The organism is Sneathiella sp. HT1-7, from assembly GCF_020731145.1.
In the GTDB taxonomy this organism is placed as follows: Bacteria; Pseudomonadota; Alphaproteobacteria; order Sneathiellales; family Sneathiellaceae; genus Sneathiella.
The window spans coordinates 993,190-1,013,517 of sequence record NZ_JAJFZN010000001.1 but is presented as its reverse complement, the minus strand read 5'-3'; the positions used below and the strand labels follow the sequence as shown (position 1 = coordinate 1,013,517).

Sequence of the window (20,328 nt, the reverse complement as noted above, 5' to 3'; positions counted from 1 at the left end):
TTGTTAATACTTTATTAATTATAAAAATTGTCAACGGGCGAGACGAATGTTTAGAAGAATATTGATCGCGCTGAATATTTTAATGCTGGCAACGGCTTGTGCGATACCGATTACCAGAAACCATGATGTCAATGCTGCGATGGACCGGTATGAAGTTGCTTATCGTGAAACCGTGAAGAACGACCCCATGATGGCAGAGAATATCAATGTCATGGCAGATGTTCTGCAAACGGTTGACCAACGGTATGTCGATACCGTTAACCCTGGCGACCTGATCGACAAGGCGATTGAAGGACTGAAAGCCATCCCGGCAGAAGGTGAAGGGGATAGTGATCCCACCACCCGTGCGCTGAATGCGATGTTGGCCTCAATGGATCGATATACCGGCTATATGGCGCCGCAGCGCTTTTCCTCTTACCGTGAAAGCTTGGATGGTCATTTTGTCGGACTTGGCATTCATATCCGGATGATTGACGATAATCTCACAATCATGAGCCTGCTGCGCGGTTCCGGTGCGGAAGAGGCCGGCCTGTTGGAAAAAGACATTATCACACATGTTGATGGTGAGCCGATTAAGGGCCTCACGCTCTCTCAAGCGCGTGAAATGCTGCGTGGACCGGAAGATACATTCGCGCCACTGACTATTCAGCGGGAAGGCGCGCCTACACCACTACAGATTGATGTCTTGCGCCGGGATGTGGAAGTTGTCGCCGTAGAACACCGTATTGAAGGAAATGTTGGCTATATTCGTATCTTTTCATTTACTCGGAATACCGGTCCTGGTGTCGCCACTGCATTGAAAGATATTCAGTACACCCTTGGTTCCAATCTTTGTGGCATCGTTCTGGACATGCGAAACAACCCCGGCGGACTGGTTTCCGCGGCCGAGATTGTTGCCGACGCCTTTCTTGATAGCGGAAATATCTATTCCGTCAGAAATCGCGGAAAGGAACTTGTATCACGTGATGCCGTGCAGGGGGACGAGACCCAAGGTGCACCAATTGTGGTTATGCTAAACAAGAAATCCGCTTCTTCTTCGGAAATTGTTGCCGGCGCTCTGAAATATCAGGCACGGGCCAAGCTTTTTGGCGAAAAGAGCTATGGAAAGGGCCTGATGCAGTCGCTGATGCCACTGCGGAATGGTGGCGGCCTTCGGTTAACGACGGGGAGGTTCACTACGGGCGGCGGCCCAACATTTCACGGAGTTGGGCTAACACCGGATATTCCGCATATTGTTCATGAAGGTGAAAGCGATGAAGCACAAATCGCCATCGCTGCACAATCCCTGAACTGCTCTACGGATATGAAAACGGCGCTCGTTACTGCCCAATGAAGAATGAGGGGGATATCGCTGAGGCTCTTGCATTCCTTAGCAATCAGGACCCCGATTTTGCCCATGCTCTCACCCTGATTCAACCGTTGCCGGAACGGCGGCGGCCCGCCGGTTTTGAACATCTAACAAAGATCATTGTCGAACAACAGGTCTCCCTGGCCAGTGCGGAGGCCATCTGGAAGAGATTGGCGGGCGCCGTGACGCCATTTGTCCCGGAACGAATGCTCGCGCATACGGAGGAAGAACTCCGCGGACTAGGGCTTAGTCGCCAAAAAGCGCGTTATTGCCGCGCCCTTGCCGAAGATATCCTGACAGAGCGACTAGGACTCGACGCCCTTCACATGCATGACGACGACAATGTTCTCACGCAGCTGACCAGCGTGAAAGGGATCGGACGCTGGACTGCAGAGATATACATGATCGCCTGTCTTGGTCGAACAGATATCTGGCCAGCCGGTGATGTGGCACTTCAAAGTGCCTTTGGGCATCTTAAAAAACTCCCAACCCGGCCGGACGCGGCGAAAATGGATGAACTGGCGGAACCCCTCCGTCCTTACAGGACGGTCGCGGCGCGCATTTTGTGGCGTTATTATGCCGATGTGGTTCAGGCACCAACACGCAAAAAAAACCCTGAATAAACATAGTTTTAGAGAGGGTCCGCGAAAACAAACGAGCACACTCCGACTTACCCTACGGAAAAATATTTTGGCTTCAGGGCGCCCCCTAGATGCGGTGGCTTCATAATTATTTCACACAAAATACTGTATTAGAGTTTGCAATTTACAAAGGGAAGGGCCAAACTTTCCTCCATAATATCCCGTTTGGAGACAAATAGAGCCTTGCAAACGTCTGTGGAAAAATACCCAGCCCTGGTTCTGAATGCCGATTACAGGCCCTTAAGCTATTTTCCTTTATCGCTTTGGTCCTGGCAGGACACACTTAAATCGGTCTTTCTGGAACGGGTCAATATCGTCTCGGAATATGACCGGGTTGTCCGGTCCCCGAGTTTTGAGATGCGCCTTCCCAGCGTGATCTGCCTGAAGCGTTATGTCAAACAAGGCAAGCAACCTGCCTTTACCCGCTTTAATCTTTTTCTGCGTGATGGTTTTCGCTGCCAATATTGTGGCTCACCGGAAGAATTGACGTTCGATCATGTCTTGCCGCGCCGTCTTGGGGGACAGACAAGCTGGGAGAACATCACGACCGCCTGCGCGCCCTGCAACATGAAAAAAGGGGGCAGGCTTACCCGGGAAGTGGGCATGTTCCCCGAAATCCGACCCTATATCCCGACCCCGCAAATGCTTAATCATCAGGGTCGCGGCTTCCCGCCTAATTATCTTCATGAAAGCTGGCGTGACTATCTTTATTGGGATACCGAACTCGAAGAATAGACGAATTTCCCCGCCCCCACTTGCCTTTCCTGCGTTTCGGCGTCTATATAGAAACAAATCTATAGTCTTTCCCTTATTGCTGAAGATGTGACGCACTATGAGTTATGGCCTTGGTCTTTCTGAGAAAAAGCAAGCGCGGCAACGCCGCAACCGATTTTTCAAGTTTGTTTTGTATATTGCGCTGGTCGCCGCAGCCGGTGTCTATGGATATTATGAGGGCCAGGCCAACGCCGATCGCCGCATCGCCGATATCGAAGGGCAGGTTATTGTTCTTACCAGTGAGAATGACCGGCTGAATGATCAGGCCCGTGCCGCCCTCGATAAACAAAGTGCTGCCTTGGCGGAGGCCCGTCAGTGGCGCGACAAGTTCGAGAACGAAATCCCGAGCGGACCCACACGCGAAATTCTGGACCTGGTGCAAACCCGTATGACTGACGGTCTGGAGCCGGATCGGCTACTGTCCCTCATTACACTCGCCCAGAACAGCCAGAATTGCGACGCGGCGCCGGAAACGAAGCGCTTCATCGTCAATACCCCAATCTTTTCCAGCCCCGGAAATTCAGTCAGCCTTGGTAATGGCTCAATTACAGTTACTGGAAATGGAAAATCGGTCGTGAATGCGGAAGGCAAGGTAGAAGCCTGGTATGATCCTGATCAGCCGGTCGAAATCACCTTCACACAGTTAGGTGGCCAAAAAGAACTCCTGACAGGCGTTCTTCCGCTTCACAAGAGTGTGGTTTTTGGGGCGAATGAATATCGTTTCAGTATTTTGGCAGGCAAGCAAAGCTTCGCCACCATTTCTGCAACGCGGTGTGATTTTCCGTAAATAATACCGTTACTCAGATTCGCGAAGAGAGCCAGATCGCCATCTTTGATCCCGCTTTAACGGCAGAACTCAGTAGCTCATAACCCGGAGCCTGGCTGGCCCCCTCTTCCCGCGCGGTATCGCGATGCTCGATTTCCTCGTCGCGGAATTTGGAAATTGTCTCTTTCAGCTCTGGCTCGTCCTCTCCAAGAGTGTCAAGTTGATCGCGATAATGCTCATCGATGACCTCTTCGACTGCTTCGGTGCAAGCCATCGCCGCCTCTTTCCCAAGCATGGCCGTTCCCGCACCAAGGGCAAACCCCGCGACATGCCAAAGCGGGCTTAACAAGGTCGGGCGTACACGTCGATCCCGAAGGAGCTCTTCAAATTTCTTTCTATGAACCTCTTCCTGCTCCTTCATATGCTGAAGGGTATCTGCGGCTTCAGTTTCTTTCAGAACGGCGAGCTGTCCTTCATATATCCGGACAGCACCAAATTCCCCGGCGTGATCGACACGGATAATTCTCTCCAGCTGTTCACGCGGGCTAAGGTCGCCGGGCTGCCGTCCGAAGGCGGGTTTCTCATTGTTCAATAATTTATCAGGCATTGCCGTCCCTTACTTACTCTTAAAAGAACTTAGCGCAGCAAACAGCGAAAAAACAGTCAGAATTACACCGGCAATAACATTATAGCCTGCCATCGAAATACCGAAAAGAGACCAAGCAACTTCATCGCAGCGAACAATGGGCGTAGACATAATCTTGGCCTTTAACTCCTGCAAATTGCTGGCCTTGGCCGTATCGCCGACGCATTCCGCCGTTCCTTCCCACCAACCCTGCTCTACACCCACATGATATCCGGCAACGGCAGCAGTCACCGCGAACCCGAGCGCACAGAGCAAAAGAAACGGTCCTGCACCGATGCGCTTATGCAAGGCGATACCGGCAAGAGATATTACAATGACTGCGGCATAGGGCCAGCGCTGATACAGACAAAGTACACAGGGCCAGAGATCAAATACATATTGCGCAATAAAGGCCGCGCCAAGCGCGCCAACACTTCCCAACAGAGCTACCCATAACGCGTTCTTCATCAGGTAAGTCAATCTGGTCCGCCCTTTCCTTTACGCTATAGCATATATTTGATGGCAACGAATCCACCAATCAGTAATACAAAGAAAAGAAGTGTCAGCAGGCCAAGATATTTCTCGATAAATGTCTGAATTGGCGCTCCAAATTTCCATAGAAGGCCAGCAACAATAAAAAACCTAAGGCTCCGCGAAATGACAGAGGCAAGGATAAATATGAGGACATCAAGATGGGTTACGCCACTTGCAATAGTGATGACCTTATAGGGAAAGGGGGTCAGGCCAAAAAAGGCGACAATCCATCCGCCCCACTCATTATAGGCATCCGTAAAACTATCAAACTTGTCCGTATAGCCGTAGAAATCAATGATCGGTGCACCAACCAAATCAAAAAAGAGGTACCCGACGAGATAACCGAACAGCCCCCCAACAACCGATGTCAGGCTACAAATAAACGCAAGCCGCCAAGCTTCCCGTCGATTGGCAAGCACCATTGGGATCAGAAGAACATCCGGCGGAATGGGAAAAAAGGAGCTTTCGGCAAAGGAAATGCCCCCCAGAAACCACTTTGCCCGCGGCTTAGCCGCCAGTCCCATGGTGAAATCATACAAACGTCGCAGCATAGAGCGGGCCAGAACCTGAATAAATCAAAAAAAGAAGACCGCTCTTTTTAGACGTTTTTGTAAAGTGTCTCAATCTTTATCGTTATTTATCCTAAGGATGCGTGTCCAGGCAGAACGCCTATTGACCCGCCTCCATTCATCGCTATAGTGCGGATTTTCGACGCAGCCCCTGTGGCGGAATTGGTAGACGCGACAGATTCAAAATCTGTTGTCCTTAGGGCGTGCCTGTTCGAGTCAGGCCAGGGGCACCATCAATTATTCATCCTTTCTGCGCTATCGGCCGACAGATTTCCTTAACGATATGCTAATATCTGGCTCGTAAGATTACAGGCAATCTTACAGCTTAGCCGTTAAAGGGTGTATAAATGCCTGTCCTGATGATGTCAGCCGGTGGTTTGGTTCTTATAGCTGCGCTATGGGACGTTTTCTCCCGCCGAATTCCGAATTTGCTGCCGCTGATCATTGCAGCGCTCTATTTGCTACAAGCGACAATCGCCGGTGACTGGGCCAATCTTCCCTGGCATTTGCTATGCGGCATGGGCGTTCTTGTTGTCGGGATTATGATATTTGCCCTTGGCTGGCTGGGCGGCGGCGATGTCAAACTGCTCGCGGCTTTGGCGCTATGGGCCGGCCCGGACCATCTAATTCTCCTTCTGTTGATGACTTGCCTAGCAGGCGGCGCCCTGGCTCTTGCTTATGTGTTGCCAATTATTCTGTCGCGCAACCCAATGATATCAAATGGGATCGACTGGATTTTTGTAAAAGTCTTAAGAACGCGGGCTCCGCATCTCCAAACAGGAACCGCCCTCGGCCTAAAACTTCCCTATGGCGTCGCCATCGCTGTCGCAGGTTTTGTGGTATTCTACCAGTTCTTCCGGGTATTGTAATTCTCAGGCCGCTCGGGCGAGCCAAATGCCGAAAACAATACAAAAGGCGCCAGCCATAAACCGAAGGCTTAGCGGCTCTTTCAAGAAAATATAACTCATCACAGGGACCAGGATAAAACTGAGCCCCATGAACAAATACGCCTTACTCAGCGGAAAATGCTTAAGAATATAGACCCAAAGTAATGTTGCAATTCCATACAGGATCAGGGCGACAATAAAGTAGCCATTCATCGAAAGTCTGACCAAAGAGTTATGATCAAAGGCTGCCACATCCCGGCTAGCAATTTTGAACAGAACCTGCCCACCTGAAATAATGAACGGCATAATGAGGATGAGGATATCTTTACTCATTTTGTGCGTTGCGCCCTAATTGAAGCCGGACCCGCAATCGAGAGATAGGAAAGTCGTTTTCTTTCCCGCCGCCCGCGCGTGACGGAATCAAGAATAAATCCACATGCCAGAAATAGAAATGATAACAGCATGCAAGCACTTGCCAGAATAGCGGTAGGAAAGCGCGGTACCAGCCCCGTCTCCAGAAAGGTAAATACGACAGGTGTCGCGAGAATGATTGATATCATTGCCAGCAACAGGAACAGGCCCCCGAAGAATGTCATCGGACGTTCATCCTTAATCAGCTTGACGATCAGTTTGGTGATTTTTAATCCATCCGAGAAAGTATTAAGCTTGCTGGCAGAGCCTTCCGGGCGCTCTATATAGGTGCTCGCGATTTCGGCCACAGGCATATTGAGTTCCAGCGCATGAATGGTTAGTTCGGTTTCAATTTCGAACCCCTCGGAGAGGATCGGGAATGATTTGACGAACCGACGTGAAAAAATCCGGTATCCGGTCAGAATATCCTCGAAACGGCGGCCGAATACCCGTGCAACAATGCCAGAGAACATCCGATTACCCAGCACATGCCCCTTGCGGTAGGCGGCCTGACCGGTTGCCACGCGCTTGGCACAAACCATATCCAGTCGCCGTTTCAAAAGATGATCCACCAATACCGGCGCAAGGGAAGCTTCATAGGTGGCGTCGCCATCCACCATCAGATAGATATCCGCCTCAATATCCGAAAACAGGCGGCGGATCGCGTTCCCTTTTCCGGGCATATCCTCATAGATTACTTCCGCACCGGCAGTTTTAGCGACTTCGGCAGTTTTATCTGTCGACGCATTGTCACAGACGACAATTCGCGCCTCCGGCAATGCCGCGCGAAAATCCCGGACAACGGTGCCGATTGTCATTTCTTCATTGAGGCAGGGGATCATGACAGCCAACGCCCCGGTCACCCTATGCTCCGGTATCGGCATTGCCATCTCTGGCTTTTCGATCAAATCGGTCTTGTTCATTCTTTACCATTCCTAACTTCGAACAGTCTCCAAGGAGACGGCACATCAATCTCCGTTAGGTTATCTGGGAAACTCCCGGCAAGTAGGCGATTATAGAGAACTTCCTGCGAATTTGACTCCTGAAAATAGGATTGCGAGGAATCATCCGGACATATTAAGATATAGTCAATGTCATACTTTCGAAGAATTTTGTCACTTTTCGAATATTCTTTCGCGGTTAAAAGAGCATGGGTGTCGAAAATACTATCGCCATTTCGATGATACGGGACAGCAAGAAAATGATGCGGCGTGCGATATATGAGCTCTGGGCCATAATCAAGATTGTTGGCAAATTTGAGAACGCCGCGTCCACGGATAAACTCGTCGTCGCTTAGAAATGTCGCAATTTCTGCCGCGTTACATTTTGCTGCTGTTGGTTTTACCGCAGCAATTGCCTCTGAAGGTTTCAGACCATTGCTCACCGTTCCGACCAATACGGCCAGGAAAAACGGCCCCAGAATAATGGCGGCGCGAACCAGAAGTCCCGTTGCACTATTTCTCCATCCGCTATAGTGGCTGGCGACGCGGCTCAGGGAGTATTCCAGAAGCGGGCCCGCAGCAATCACACCGACCACCGCGAGATAAAGCGATGCCCGCATATGAAATAGCGCGAGGGCGCCCGTACAGATCAATACCGGCAACAACCGCATCCACATTTGTCGACGCTCCAGATGTTTTCTTCCAAACAAAACGAAACAGCCATAAACAATGGCAATAAATGGCAAAAGGCAATTGAGTATGATCATCCGGGTATTGCCTAGCAAAGGCAGCATTTCGCTTACTTTATCGTGCCATATTGGTCCGATACGTGGATCCGCCTCCGCCACTGGTCCGACAAGAAGATCAGGAAAATAAAACAGAATCAGGCTAAGGCATACAATAGCAAATACTCCGGCCCCGGTAATCCGTCCGATAGTCTGGCCCCTTCTGTCACAAATTTCGGCAATCACGGACCAGAAGAAAAAGGGGCACACTACCAAGAATAGCTGGGCAATCGATATCCGGTCATAGCGCGCAATCAGCCAGCTTTCCGGCATTACATCCGTCGCCATTGCCGCCAAACACACGAGAACCGTACCCATTGCGAAGTCTCTGTTAACGCGGCGCCATTCTTTCCCCCAGATGAGCCAGCAAAGACCAACGCCCAGCGTAACCGGAACGAAGACTATCAGGAATTCAAGGCTGATCCATAAACCAAGGCCGCTCAACATCCCGCCAATGAACGCGTCGCGAGACAATCCGTAATGGGCGTTAAGCCGGATCATGCAGCCCAGAACAGCCCCCGTCAGCACCGCCAGAACCATATGATGATCCGCCCGTCCGATGTGAAAATAGTTCTGAATAACCGGCTGAACGGCGAGAAGAATGATGATCGAGAACAGGTTTCCCGGCTGCATTAACGGGATAACCGCCCATATACATACCAGGACGAGTAACAGTGACATCAGCGCCGGTAGAACAACACCTGCCGTTTCGATGGCATCATGAGTACTCATAAATGGCATGATCGGCGCTGCTGCACCAATGATGAGAAGATCCATTGGCCGCGTCCAGTGAATATCTGCCCCACCTTCACCGGCGGCACGGGCGATATGGCCATCATACCAGTCGCCAGTCTCTACCAGCAAATTCACCCGTTCCAAGCGCATAAACGCATCCGGCCCTTCGGGTTGAAACGCATTCGGCGCCGATGCGATCTGCACTGGCAGAATCACAAAGCAAGTCAGCCAAAGCAGACAAAACATTACTACACGTTCGACGGTCACAGATAATTCCTTGATGCCAATTGACGCGGCTTTGTAATGTGAAAGTTACATCAAAAACCTTAACAAAAAGGAAGGGCGAGGCAGGATATTTAGCTATATCCGCCCGGCAAGAGTTCCCAGTCTGCAAGAAAGAGACAGAGGCGGCTATTTTTTGGACCGAAGTCCTTCATCGCTCGTCGTGGCGGGTTTCAGAACCGCCCGATCACTCTTAAGTGCTTCGCTGACTTTCTCACATATCTCATCGAGCGTAAAAGGCTTTGCGATGACATCATGGATCAGCATCTCAAGGTTATAGGCCCGCTGTCTTTCGGCCGCATATCCCGTCATCATGAGAACCTTGAGATCGGGGAAGTCCTTGGTCACTTTAAGCGCAAGTGCAATGCCATCCATTATCGGCATCACAATATCTGAGAGCAGAAGGTTGAACATTTCCCCTTTTTGCAGGGTCGCCAGCGCCTCCGCGCCGTCTGCCACAGCGACGACATCATGCCCATGATGGGTCAAGGCGCGACTGACAAACTCCCGAAGAGCGGCCTCATCCTCTGCAATCAATATTCGCGCCATCTTTATATTCCGTTCAATGCTTGACGATATGGCCTATGTAAGGGAGCTCCCTGTAATAGTGAGCGTAATCAAGACCATATCCGACAACGAATAGGTCAGGACAGTCGAAGCCAACGAAATCTGCTTCGAACCCGGAAACTCTTTTTCCTTTTTTGTCCAGCATCAGGCAGGTTTTTACCGTATCCGCCCCACGATCGAGAAGCTCCTGAGTCGCGAACGCCATAGTTCGACCAGACTCCAGAATATCGTCGATCAGCAACACCTTGCGGCCCTTGACCGTATCCACGATATCGCGGGTAATCATCACATTTCCGCTGCTGACGGTTTTATCGCCGTAAGAGGAAAGCGCCATGAAGTCAATCTGCGGCTTGACCCCCGCATGATGCAATGCCCTGATCAGGTCCGCCGCAAACACAAAGCTTCCCTTCAGCACGGCAATAACCAGGATATCCGGACCCATGGACTTGGCAATCTCCTCCGCCAATTCTTCATTCCGCTTGGCGATATCCGCACTCGCAAAGAGGATTTCAATATCTGATTTGGGATCAGCGATATTCATGGTAGCCCTTTCAATACGCGATCAATGTGTACCCGCATTCAAACAAAAGATCGTGACGGATTTAATTCTCGGGGTCGACCAGATCGACCTTAACATTCTTTGCCTCTTCCGGCGGTTGGTTCATACTGCTGGAGAACTCAATCTGGCCCCAGGGTGGAACCACTGGATCCTCAACAGTTGTCGTCCAGCTATAAACGCTTTGCCCCACCTCATCAATGAGGGCGACCTTAATACGCGGCACAGGTTGAGGGCTCTCGGTAACATTTTTTATCACGCCCGACACAGTCAGCGTCGTCACGCCGTCTTGCAATACCGACTTCGTTTTCAAGTCATGTATTTCAAGGCCTAGCATGTTTTGGGTTTCTACATCTATCTGCAGATATTGATAAGCGGCGGCGGATCCGGGCCAAATTTGCACCACATAATTACGGGCAAAATAGGCTCCACAAACAAGTCCGACCAAAACCAGAAGGAGGAGAGCCCAAGCGATCCAACGCCGCTTCCTGCCGGGACTTCCAGCGACAGCCGCACCAGCCTTCGCCGCTGTCATCTGTTCGATACTCATCCCCTGATCCGGCACAGCAACAGGAGCTTCAATTTCCGGTTTTTCAGGGGCAGGGTCAGCGACCACTTTCTTGGGCGTGTCCTCTGGTGGGAACTCGCGCCATTTATGGCCGCATTTGGCGCACTTAACCGCACGGCCTTCCGGACCGATCGTCGTCGGGTCAATCGAATAACGGGTTGCGCAACTAGAACAGGTTAGAATCATCGGCCAGGGACACCAGCTCACGAATTAAAGTTTCTTTTTTATAGGCGTTTGCTTGGACATGCACAAGACTGGCTGATAAATCTATCATAGTTTATATTCTGCCGCGTAATTTTGGGAGGACAGTTTGGTCAGGTTTGAAAATGTCGGCATGCGCTATGGGCTGGGACCTGAAGTATTGCGCGATATCAACTTTCACCTGCGGCCCGGGTCCTTTCACTTCTTGACGGGACCCACGGGAGCCGGTAAAAGCTCCCTCCTGAAATTGCTTGCCCTGTCACATCGGCCGAGTCGCGGTCTGGTGACGCTTTTCAATAAGGAAGTCTCTACGCTCAGCCGCGAAGACCTGCCCGGAATGCGGCGAAAAATTGGGGTGGTTTACCAGGATTTCCGGCTACTCGATCATCTTTCAACACTCGAGAATGTGGCCTTACCGCTCAAAATTGCCGGTGCGAAAAACGATCAGGTTTACCAGCATGTGGCCGAACTGCTGGAATGGGTGGGCCTTGGCCGCCAGGTGGATGCAAAACCCCCGACCCTCTCCGGCGGAGAAAAACAACGGGTTGCCATCGCGCGTGCCGTGATCAACCGGCCACAGCTCCTCATCGCCGATGAACCGACCGGCAGTATGGACGCTGAAATGGGATTACGGCTTATGTATCTCTTTCAGGAGCTTAATAAAATCGGCACTACGGTTGTTGTTGCCACTCATGATCTGGAACTGATCAAGCGATTTGGTAACCCGGTCATGATCCTCAAAGACGGTATGCTGACCACCCGCGCGCAGGACGAACTTCCCTCGCAGTTCAGCAAGGATCCGGCATGATACAGTTTTTCGGTAAATCCGCGGAATTGCAGTTGGAAAAAGATGTATCGACGCGGTATTTGCCCGTCGTGATCTCCGCCATGATCTTTCTTGCGGCTCTTTCCATCGGTGGGCTGTTCTCTTTAAGTAACGCGATCAGCGACTGGTCTGAAACCCTGACGGAAAACCTGACTGTGGAAATCGCGTTCGATCCCGTCGCAGATCTTGATAAGAAGGTTGCCGATGCCGTTGCCCTTCTTTCAAACACGCCGGGCGTTGCCACTGCCCGGGCGATCGAGCAGGAAGAAACACTGCTACTGCTGGAACCATTCCTTGGCAAAAATGCATCGCTCGGCGATCTGCCCATTCCCCGCCTGATCGAGGTGATTATCGCAGAGGACAGCGCCATCGATCTTGCCGCGCTTAACAAAAAACTGGCCGAGGCTGTTCCGGGAGCAAGGCTTGACATACACCGGCCCTGGCTTGACAAAATGGTCCTTCTCGGCCGCTCCATTCAGTTTCTGGCAGCGGGAATTATGCTGCTGATCGGCTGCGTAACCGTGATTATCGTGATTTTTGCCGTCCGCACGGGGTTAATTATGCATGCGGAAGTTATTCAGGTTCTGCATTTGATCGGTGCGCGCGACAACTACATCGCTGAACAATTCCAGAATTATTTTTCCAGGCTGAGCCTCCTCGGGGCCGTGCCGGGCCTTATCGTCGCCATCATTGTCATGTTTATTTTTAATTTTCTTGTTGGATCGCTGGAGGCGTCGATGCTACCCCCGCTCACAGTTGGTATCGAAGGAGCGATTGCCCTGCTGTTACTCCCCTTATTGGTGGCCTTGCTGACGAAATATACCGTCCGACGGGTTGTATTAAAGTCGCTTCGTCGGATGATGTAGTATGCTTGTATTGCTTGACAGAGACGGTGTGATCAATGAAGACCGCGCGGATTTCGTAAAATCCCCGGCAGAGCTGATCTTCATTCCAAAAGCGTTGGAAGCAATAGCCCGGCTTAAGGCGCATGGACACAGGCTGGTTATTGTCACCAACCAGTCCTGTATCGGCCGTGGAATAATCAATGAAGAGCAACTAACGGCCATTCATGGTAAGCTACGCGATCATCTGGCAAAGCTATCCGGGGAGCTGGACGATATCTTATTCGCGCCTGATGCTCCCTGGGCTGCGACCGATCGCCGCAAACCCGGCCCCGGAATGCTTTTCGAAGCGATGAGGAAGTATCAGGTTTCTCCTAAAGAAAGTATCTTTATCGGGGATAGCGCACGTGATATCGAGGCGGCTCGATCTGCGGACTGCCATCGGGTCCTTGTCCGGACCGGAAAGGGTCAAAAAACTTTAGCAGAAGGGCTATCGCGTGATCTTATGCCTGTCCATGTCGCGAACGACCTTGATGAGGCCGCAGATTTCATTCTTGAGGGAAGGTTCTAATATATGCCCTTTCGCTGGAGAATAATATTCGCCCTTGTCTTTATCTTCCTCTGCCTCTGGACAGGTGCCTTTCTCACCTTCATGGAAGATGTTGAAAATAGACCACCTTCGCTCCCTCATAACATCGGCGGCATTGTCGTCCTGACTGGCACACCAGCTCGACTGACGGCAGGATTTGATCTACTGAAGGAAAATGAGGGCGCGCGATTGCTGGTATCCGGCGTGAACTCGAAAGTTACACGTGAAACATTGCGGCAGGCTACGGGCCAAAGCTCGGAATTAATGAACTGCTGTGTCGATCTAGGTCGCCTTGCCCGGAATACGGAGGGTAATGCGTATGAAACGTCTCTTTGGGCCAAGTCGAATAGTTTCGACAGTCTGGCCATTGTCACCAGCGCGTATCATATGCCCCGCAGCCTTGTGGAGCTGAAACGCCAGATGCCGGATATTAATCTGATTGCCTATCCCGTCGCCAGTGATACGCTTGAGTTGACCGGTTGGTGGAAAAACCCGCGAGCCTTTATGGTACTCGCTGGAGAATTCAACAAATATGTCTTTAGCCTTGTCCGGGCAAGGCTTGACGATTAGGCACCGAAAGAGGACAGATTGACCCAAATTAGATCCCTAGCCTTCTTTATCTGCTTTTTTGCGTGGTCTACGGTCATGAACCTGGCCTTCCTGCCCTTTCTTCCCTTTGACCGGAAGTGGATTGTACTGGGTCAGCGGATCTGGTCTGGCGGCATTGTGTTTCTCCTTCGCACCCTCTGTAACCTCAAGCTGGAAATCAGGGGAGAGGAATATCTTCCCAAGGGAGCCGCGATTGTAGCAGCCAAGCATCAATCTGCGTTTGAGACCATGATATTTCACCTGATCACGGACGATCCGGCGATTATCCTGAAAAAAGAGCTCCTTAGCATTCCAGTATATGGCTGGTATTGCCGCAAGACAAAGATGATTGCTGTGGACCGCAAGGGTCATGCGGCGGCGCTGAAATCCATGTTGTCGCAAGCTCAGCAAGCAATTGAGGATGACCGCCCCATCGTTATTTTCCCGGAAGGGACACGTTCCCCGCTGGATGAGGACCTTCCTTTCCAGCCCGGCATCGCCGCACTCTATACGAAACTGCAGCAGCCAGTTACGCCCGTTGCTCTCAATACGGGGCTTTTCTGGCCGCGCAAGAGCTTTTTCTGTCGGCCCGGCGTCATGGTGATCGAGTTTCTACCACCAATCGCCGCCGGAATAGACCGCAAAACCTTCATGAAGGAACTTAAATCCCGCATTGAAGATAAAACCGAGGCCCTGGTCGCAGAGGGGCGCGAGAAATATCTTTGATAAGTATCGGTCCTCATATTAAATTTTACGTAAGACCCCTTTGCTACTATATTTAGTAGGATGAGTTTTTTCTAAAATGAAGGTGCACAATGTCGCCTGTCGCCCCGATCTCTCAACAGATATGGGATATGAAGTATCGCTTCAAATCCGCCGATGACAGCGTCAAGGAGCGCTCAATCGAGGATAGCTGGCGGCGTGTCGCCCGCGCCATGGCCGCCGCAGAAAAAGAAGAAAATCGGGAAAAATGGGAAGATCGCTTTTACGCCCTCCTAGAAGACTATAAATTTCTTCCCGCAGGGCGCATTTTGTCCGGCGCCGGAACGAAACGGCAGGTTACCCTGTTTAATTGCTTCGTCATGGGCGATATCGATGATGACATGTCATCAATCTTTGACAATCTGAAGGAAGCCGCGCTTACCATGCAGCAGGGGGGTGGGATCGGCTATAATTTTTCGACTCTCCGGCCGAAAGGCGCGCCGGTCCATGGTATGGGGTCCGATGCCTCCGGCCCGCTCAGCTTTATGGATGTCTGGGATAGTATGTGCCGCACGATTATGAGCGCAGGTTCCCGCCGTGGCGCCATGATGGCGACGATGAGATGTGATCATCCAGATATTCTCGACTTCATCAAGGCGAAACAGGATCCCGGTCGCCTCCGGATGTTTAACCTTTCCGTTCTGGTGACAGATGCCTTTATGGAGGCGGTCAAGAAGAACGATGCGTGGGAACTTCGTTTTGACGGCACCCTTTATAAGACGGTGCAGGCTCGTGAGCTGTGGGACGAGATTATGCGCTCAACCTACGCCTTCGCGGAGCCCGGTGTTATCTTTATCGACCGCATCAATGCCCGCAATAACCTATATTATGCCGAAACCATCACCGGTACTAATCCCTGCGGGGAGCAACCCCTGCCCGCCTATGGCGCATGCTTGCTGGGATCAGTCAATCTCACCAGAATGGTCGCCCATCCATTCGAGAAGAAGGCTGCCATTGATCTTAAAAAACTTGATGGCGTTGTCCGCGATGCAATCCGTCTGATGGATAATGTCGTGGATGTCTCCGGTTATCCGCTTCCCGAGCAGGCAAATGAGGCCCGCACGAAGCGCCGCATCGGCCTCGGTATTACAGGTCTTGCCGATGCACTTATCATGTGCGGCGTGCGCTATGGCTCAGACAAGGCGCTGGCTCTCACTCGCAAATGGATGGCGCAACTCCAGCGCTCCGCCTATCTTGCGTCTGCCGATCTCGCCGCGGAAAAAGGCGCGTTCCCGCTCTTTGACAAGGAAAAATACCTTGCCGGGGAAACGATTAGTGCCCTCGATAAGGATATTCAGGAAGCGATTGCGGAAAAAGGCATTCGCAATGCGCTTGTTACCTCCGTTGCGCCGACGGGTACGATCTCTCTTCTCGCGGACAATATCTCAAGCGGGATTGAACCGGTTTTCAGTTTTTCATATACCCGCAATGTTCTGATGCCGGACGATACGCGCAAATCTGAGGAAGTAACCGATTATGCCCTTCGCCTATTCCGGCGATTGAAGGGTGCCGATACGCCTCTTCCCGACTACTTTGTCGATGCGCAAGTGCTGACCCCGCCAGATCATGTGCGGATGCAAGCCGCCGTGCAGGAATATATCGATAGCTCAATTTCGAAAACCATCAACTGCCCTGAGGATATCAATTTTGAGAATTTCAAGGATATCTATCTGCAAGCCTATGAGCAGGGCTGCAAAGGCTGCACCACCTACCGACCCAATGATATCACCGGCGCAGTGCTTGAAGTAAAGAAGGATGATGCGAAGGCAAGTGCGCAGCCTGACTTGCCACTCGATGTACCATATAGCAAACCCTCCGACAGTTTCGAGGCGGGTGGCATTGTGTATATGACGAAACCACTGGACCGGCCCGGCACATTGCCCGGTCAGACCTATAAACTCCGCTGGCCGGAGAGTAATCACGCCATATATATAACACTTAATGACATCATTCAGGACGGCCGCCGTCGCCCGTTCGAGATTTTCATCAACTCCAAAAATGTCGAGCATTTCGCCTGGACGGTCGCGCTGACCCGCATGATTTCTGCTGTTTTCCGCCGTGGCGGCGACGTCAGTTTCGTTGTGGGTGAGTTGAAGGCCGTTTTTGATCCGCGCGGCGGTGCCTGGGTGAAGGGCAAATATGTCCCCTCCCTCCTTGCGGCGATCGGCGAGGTGATCGAGACCCACATGATCCAGATCGGCTTTCTCCCACCACCAGAGGGCAAAAAAGAAGAAGCAAGCGAGGCTGTCTCAATGGCCGCGGGAGGTACAAGCAAGCCGAAAGAAGGTCTGCTCCGGCAATGTCCGCAGTGTGGCGAGGCCGGATTACTGAGGATCGAAGGCTGCGATACCTGCACGGCATGCGGCTTTTCCAAATGCAGCTGACCGTAATATCACTTTCAACATGGCGTAAAGACCGCTATTAACGCGCGATATTCTGCAACGGAGATAACTATGACGGACAAACCGATTTTCCCTTTTCATCTGGCCTTTCCCGTCGATGATCTGGAGGCCGCGCGTGGTTTCTACAAGGGACTGCTGGGCTGTGCTGAAGGCCGTAGTTCCGACGATTGGGTCGATTTCGATTTCCATGGTCATCAAATCGTCGCCCATCTCGCGCCGGAAGAACTCGGCACAGCCAGAACCAGTACAGTGGATGGCCATGGCGTTCCCTGCCGTCATTTCGGATTGGTGATGTCGATGGATAAGTGGCAAAACACTGCTGACCGCCTTACCAAGGCGGGCGTAAATTTTATTATCGAGCCTTACGTCCGCTTTCAGGGAGAGACTGGCGAACAGGCGACGATGTTCTTCGCCGACCCTGCCGGAAATGCTATTGAGTTAAAGGCGTTCAAGAATATGGACCAGCTGTTCGCAAGCTAGCTGTCCTTTTCGATCAACGCCATAATGCGGTGAAGCGGGCCGTCAGCAATGCCAAATTCATCGAGATGCGTCAGCGTGCTTTTCAGGTAATCTACATTGGGGCCGCCTCGACCATGGGCGCGGGCAATAATCTTTGCGGCCTCTCCCAATGACGGTTTGCCGCAATATTGTTCGTGGCCCGGATCAGCAACAAAAGTAAGCGCGGACGCCATAGTGCCATCTTGCAAAAGCCTGATCCGCACTGTCTTGGGTCGATAAACACTGGTCACCATTTCCCGCCGATAAAGATAATCGATTACCGGTTCCCGGATATCCGATGGGCACAGGATTCCTTTCCCACGGCAAGAGCCGCCACGATCAAGCCCTAGCACAAGCCCCGGATTCTCCCGCGTTCCCCGATGCACGACGGAGGTCACACAGAAAGCGCGGTGATAACCATAAAGCTGGGCATCCTGAATACCAAGGTGGTCGAAACCAGGCCGCCACATTAACGAGCCATAACCAAAAATCCAGAGATCTTCATTCGCAGGCAGTTCCGGTAGCGGATAATCAACGGGCGGAAGGTCCGGTTCCAATACCAAATCAAATTTTCGCGTCATGTCTTTCTCGCCTTGTTGAACCGGAAATTAACAAGCGCCACCCCAACCACGGCAATCCCCATTCCGATCAAGGCAAGTGCGCCCAACGTCTCATCAAACAGGAAATAGGCAACCACCGCTGTGCAGGGCGGTGTCAGGTAAAAGAGGCTGGACACATTTGCCGCCGCGCCTCTTCGCAGCAGGATGTAGAGAAGCGTCATGGCGCCAAGTGATAAAATAATGACGAGCCAGAGCAGGGCAAAAACCAACTCTTCTGACCAGATAACTTCTCCTGTTTCGAACAAGAGAGACATGAGATAAAAATAAACTCCGGCGACCATGAACTGAATCAGGTTCCCACTTTTTATATTCATGTGCGAGCAGAATTTCTTCTGATAGAGGGTGCCCGCAGAAATGCTGATCAGCGCGATAAAGGAAAGGCTCATGCCAAAAAGCGTTCCTTCCCCGACCGAAAGCTTGTTAAAAACCACGAGAAAAACACCAAGGAGCCCCAGCAAAAGACCAACCCATTTCTGTAAAGAAACACTCTCCTTTAGCAAAACCCCGGCTAGCGCCGCCACGAAAAGCGGCTGTATCCCCACAATAAGAGAGGAAATACCCGCTGGCGTCCCCTTTGAGATGGATAGGAACACAAAACCGAGGTAACCGCCATGCATCAGGAGGCCCCCGATTGAAATATGAAAATAATCAATGCCGCGCGCGGGCCAGCGTGTCTGGGTCATCAGCACGAATGGGATCATCAGTGCAACGCAAATGCCGAAGCGCAGGGCGAGAAATGTCATCGGCTCGACATAGGGCAGACCCATTTTCGCACCGATAAAGCCCGTGCTCCATAGAAAGACGAAGATAACTGGCATCGCCTTTATAAACAGGCCGTCAGTAAGCTGACTGGAATTATCTGTCATGATGCATGCGAAGCCGAGGTAAGGAAATTCTGTAACTGCTGAAGTTCTTTCTATATAGAGTGCATAAGCGTTTCACAAGCAATCAACCCGGACCGGCGATGCGTATTCTCTATAGCGGAATTTTGGCCCTCATCCTTGTTATCGGTGGTTATGTCTACTGGTGGCACCATGTAGCGGACAAGCTTGTGGAAATTGCCGACAGATGGCGTGAACAACGGATCAGCGAAGGCTATGAAATCAGCCACGAGCCGCTGGTCACATCGGGCTTCCCCTATCGGGTGAGGGTCACGGCAGAGATGCTCTCTGTCGCCAATCCATCCCATAAACAAGCACCAAGCATAAATGTTCCAACCTTCTGGGCCGTGGTAGAGCCATGGCGCATAAATCATGTGATTTTCGGTGTAGAGGGCACGGGCCGAGCCGATTGGCTGGAAAAAGGCCTGCAAAGAAGACTTGATTTCACGGCTGCTTCCGCACTCGGCAGTGCAACTTTCAATATCGATGGTCGAATGCGCACCGTCGCCATTGATATCAAGGAGCTTGAGGCAGCACCGTCCTGGCGGCCACCGGTCACGGCAGAGCGACTGCAGCTTCATGGTCGCCCAAAACGACCTGAAAGTTCAGACGAAAAAGCCAGCACCGAAAGAATGGAAGGCCAGCAGATTGCTGTCCGCGCCGATAACATGGTGATAGAGGGGATGGATGATTTCCCGCTCGGAAAGCGAATAACGGATTTCTCTCTTTCCTCCATTCTTTATGGCAAGGTACAGAGACTTCCAGCCGCCGATACCCTCACCAAATGGCGCGATGAGGGCGGGTTTGTCGACATAGAGACGCTCAATATCGATTGGGGCCATGGCGCCATCACCGGAAATGGTGCGCTCACCTTGGATGACCGGATGCGCCCTCTGGGGGAGCTTAAGACCCGAATTTCGGGGTATGAGAAGATTCTCGCGGCACTGACGGAAACACGGCAGATAGATGCAAACGCCGCCCGCACTATCGGTTTTGGCTTAGGGTTACTGGCAAGAGAAGAGGACGACGGCAAACGCTATATCTCGCTCCCTTTATCGGCGCGGGATGGTGGCGTTTATCTCGGACCCGTCTATTTGATGCGGCTCGGCGCCGTCATCGGGAGCAAATAG

24 protein-coding genes and 1 tRNA gene are annotated in these 20,328 nt (G+C 51.7%); 14 read left to right on the top strand and 11 right to left on the bottom strand.

Annotated features, from left to right (window positions below; all coding sequences use genetic code 11):
* Nucleotides 1–46: 46 nt before the first annotated feature.
* The 4 genes from LKE13_RS04905 to LKE13_RS04890 all read left to right on the top strand — a co-directional run bounded on the left by LKE13_RS04905 (nt 47) and on the right by LKE13_RS04890 (nt 3,550).
* On the top strand, nt 47–1,333 hold the full coding sequence (locus LKE13_RS04905; protein ID WP_227948683.1) for a S41 family peptidase: 1,287 nt from the start codon (nt 47–49) through the stop codon (nt 1,331–1,333).
* Nucleotides 1,330–1,971 carry a DNA-3-methyladenine glycosylase family protein gene (locus tag LKE13_RS04900; RefSeq protein ID WP_227948681.1) on the top strand — a complete coding sequence of 214 codons (642 nt, stop codon included), beginning with the start codon at nt 1,330–1,332 and terminating at the stop codon, nt 1,969–1,971. The genes LKE13_RS04905 and LKE13_RS04900 overlap by 4 nt, the downstream gene beginning before the upstream one ends.
* A 201-nt stretch (nt 1,972–2,172) precedes the next feature.
* Nucleotides 2,173–2,724, top strand: a complete 552-nt coding sequence (locus LKE13_RS04895) for an HNH endonuclease (RefSeq protein WP_227948679.1) — start codon at nt 2,173–2,175, stop codon at nt 2,722–2,724.
* A gap of 97 nt (nt 2,725–2,821) precedes the next feature.
* Nucleotides 2,822–3,550: a hypothetical protein gene (locus LKE13_RS04890; RefSeq protein WP_227948676.1), complete on the top strand. Its 729-nt coding sequence runs from the start codon at nt 2,822–2,824 to the stop codon at nt 3,548–3,550.
* A 13-nt stretch (nt 3,551–3,563) separates the two neighbouring features.
* Here LKE13_RS04890 and LKE13_RS04885 read toward each other — a convergent pair whose 3' ends face one another.
* Genes LKE13_RS04885 through LKE13_RS04875 form a run of 3 tightly spaced genes read right to left on the bottom strand, consistent with a single transcriptional unit; the run spans nt 3,564 to nt 5,239 of the window.
* Nucleotides 3,564–4,136, bottom strand: coding sequence for a demethoxyubiquinone hydroxylase family protein (locus LKE13_RS04885; RefSeq protein WP_227948674.1), 573 nt, complete (start codon nt 4,134–4,136; stop codon nt 3,564–3,566).
* 9 nt (nt 4,137–4,145) lie between these two features.
* On the bottom strand, nt 4,146–4,622 hold the full coding sequence (locus tag LKE13_RS04880) for a disulfide bond formation protein B (RefSeq protein ID WP_227948671.1): 477 nt from the start codon (nt 4,620–4,622) through the stop codon (nt 4,146–4,148).
* Nucleotides 4,623–4,657: 35 nt separating this feature from the next.
* Nucleotides 4,658–5,239, bottom strand: a complete 582-nt coding sequence (locus LKE13_RS04875) for a YqaA family protein (RefSeq protein ID WP_227948669.1) — start codon at nt 5,237–5,239, stop codon at nt 4,658–4,660.
* Nucleotides 5,240–5,404: 165 nt separating this feature from the next.
* Between LKE13_RS04875 and LKE13_RS04870 the strand changes: the two genes are divergently transcribed.
* Together LKE13_RS04870 and LKE13_RS04865 are read left to right on the top strand one after the other, a co-directional pair.
* A tRNA-Leu gene (locus tag LKE13_RS04870) sits at nt 5,405–5,490 on the top strand.
* A 114-nt stretch (nt 5,491–5,604) separates the two neighbouring features.
* Nucleotides 5,605–6,126, top strand: coding sequence for a prepilin peptidase (locus tag LKE13_RS04865; RefSeq protein ID WP_227948667.1), 522 nt, complete (start codon nt 5,605–5,607; stop codon nt 6,124–6,126).
* Between the two features lie 3 nt (nt 6,127–6,129).
* Here the strand turns inward: LKE13_RS04865 and LKE13_RS04860 are convergent, their stop codons facing one another.
* From LKE13_RS04860 to LKE13_RS04835, 6 genes are all read right to left on the bottom strand, one after another.
* The gene (locus tag LKE13_RS04860) at nt 6,130–6,477 is read right to left on the bottom strand and encodes an EamA family transporter (protein WP_227948665.1); all 348 of its coding nucleotides are present in this window, start codon (nt 6,475–6,477) and stop codon (nt 6,130–6,132) included.
* Entirely contained in the window at nt 6,474–7,478 is a 1,005-nt protein-coding gene (locus tag LKE13_RS04855) for a glycosyltransferase family 2 protein (RefSeq protein ID WP_227948663.1), read from the bottom strand. Before LKE13_RS04855 ends, LKE13_RS04860 begins: the two co-directional genes overlap by 4 nt.
* Nucleotides 7,475–9,283, bottom strand: a complete 1,809-nt coding sequence (locus LKE13_RS04850; protein WP_227948661.1) for a hypothetical protein — start codon at nt 9,281–9,283, stop codon at nt 7,475–7,477. The genes LKE13_RS04855 and LKE13_RS04850 overlap by 4 nt, the downstream gene beginning before the upstream one ends.
* Before the next feature lie 144 nt (nt 9,284–9,427).
* Entirely contained in the window at nt 9,428–9,847 is a 420-nt protein-coding gene (locus LKE13_RS04845; RefSeq protein ID WP_227948659.1) for a response regulator, read from the bottom strand.
* Between the two features lie 13 nt (nt 9,848–9,860).
* Nucleotides 9,861–10,400, bottom strand: coding sequence for a hypoxanthine phosphoribosyltransferase (gene hpt / locus LKE13_RS04840; protein ID WP_415776499.1), 540 nt, complete (start codon nt 10,398–10,400; stop codon nt 9,861–9,863).
* Between the two features lie 67 nt (nt 10,401–10,467).
* Nucleotides 10,468–11,175 carry a DUF3426 domain-containing protein gene (locus LKE13_RS04835; RefSeq protein ID WP_227948655.1) on the bottom strand — a complete coding sequence of 236 codons (708 nt, stop codon included), beginning with the start codon at nt 11,173–11,175 and terminating at the stop codon, nt 10,468–10,470.
* Nucleotides 11,176–11,299: 124 nt separating this feature from the next.
* Between LKE13_RS04835 and ftsE the strand changes: the two genes are divergently transcribed.
* From ftsE to LKE13_RS04800, 7 genes are all read left to right on the top strand, one after another.
* Nucleotides 11,300–11,998, top strand: coding sequence for a cell division ATP-binding protein FtsE (gene ftsE / locus LKE13_RS04830; RefSeq protein ID WP_227948653.1), 699 nt, complete (start codon nt 11,300–11,302; stop codon nt 11,996–11,998).
* Nucleotides 11,995–12,882, top strand: a complete 888-nt coding sequence (locus LKE13_RS04825; protein WP_227948651.1) for a cell division protein FtsX — start codon at nt 11,995–11,997, stop codon at nt 12,880–12,882. Before ftsE ends, LKE13_RS04825 begins: the two co-directional genes overlap by 4 nt.
* A 1-nt stretch (nt 12,883) precedes the next feature.
* Entirely contained in the window at nt 12,884–13,429 is a 546-nt protein-coding gene (gene gmhB, locus LKE13_RS04820) for a D-glycero-beta-D-manno-heptose 1,7-bisphosphate 7-phosphatase (RefSeq protein WP_227948648.1), read from the top strand.
* Nucleotides 13,430–13,432: 3 nt separating this feature from the next.
* Nucleotides 13,433–14,017, top strand: coding sequence for a YdcF family protein (locus LKE13_RS04815; RefSeq protein ID WP_227948646.1), 585 nt, complete (start codon nt 13,433–13,435; stop codon nt 14,015–14,017).
* An 18-nt stretch (nt 14,018–14,035) separates the two neighbouring features.
* Complete coding sequence (locus LKE13_RS04810) at nt 14,036–14,761, top strand: lysophospholipid acyltransferase family protein (protein ID WP_227948644.1); 726 nt, start codon at nt 14,036–14,038, stop codon at nt 14,759–14,761.
* An 89-nt stretch (nt 14,762–14,850) separates the two neighbouring features.
* Nucleotides 14,851–17,181, top strand: a complete 2,331-nt coding sequence (locus tag LKE13_RS04805; RefSeq protein ID WP_227948642.1) for an adenosylcobalamin-dependent ribonucleoside-diphosphate reductase — start codon at nt 14,851–14,853, stop codon at nt 17,179–17,181.
* 69 nt (nt 17,182–17,250) lie between these two features.
* On the top strand, nt 17,251–17,679 hold the full coding sequence (locus LKE13_RS04800) for a VOC family protein (protein ID WP_227948640.1): 429 nt from the start codon (nt 17,251–17,253) through the stop codon (nt 17,677–17,679).
* Here the strand turns inward: LKE13_RS04800 and LKE13_RS04795 are convergent.
* Both LKE13_RS04795 and LKE13_RS04790 read right to left on the bottom strand, forming a co-directional pair.
* Entirely contained in the window at nt 17,676–18,278 is a 603-nt protein-coding gene (locus LKE13_RS04795) for a gamma-glutamylcyclotransferase (protein WP_227948637.1), read from the bottom strand. The two genes, LKE13_RS04800 and LKE13_RS04795, sit on opposite strands and share 4 nt — an antisense overlap.
* The gene (locus tag LKE13_RS04790; RefSeq protein ID WP_227948635.1) at nt 18,275–19,183 is read right to left on the bottom strand and encodes a DMT family transporter; all 909 of its coding nucleotides are present in this window, start codon (nt 19,181–19,183) and stop codon (nt 18,275–18,277) included. The genes LKE13_RS04795 and LKE13_RS04790 overlap by 4 nt, the downstream gene beginning before the upstream one ends.
* A gap of 98 nt (nt 19,184–19,281) precedes the next feature.
* Here LKE13_RS04790 and LKE13_RS04785 point away from each other — a divergent pair, with 98 nt between their 5' ends.
* The gene (locus LKE13_RS04785; protein WP_227948633.1) at nt 19,282–20,328 is read left to right on the top strand and encodes a DUF2125 domain-containing protein; all 1,047 of its coding nucleotides are present in this window, start codon (nt 19,282–19,284) and stop codon (nt 20,326–20,328) included.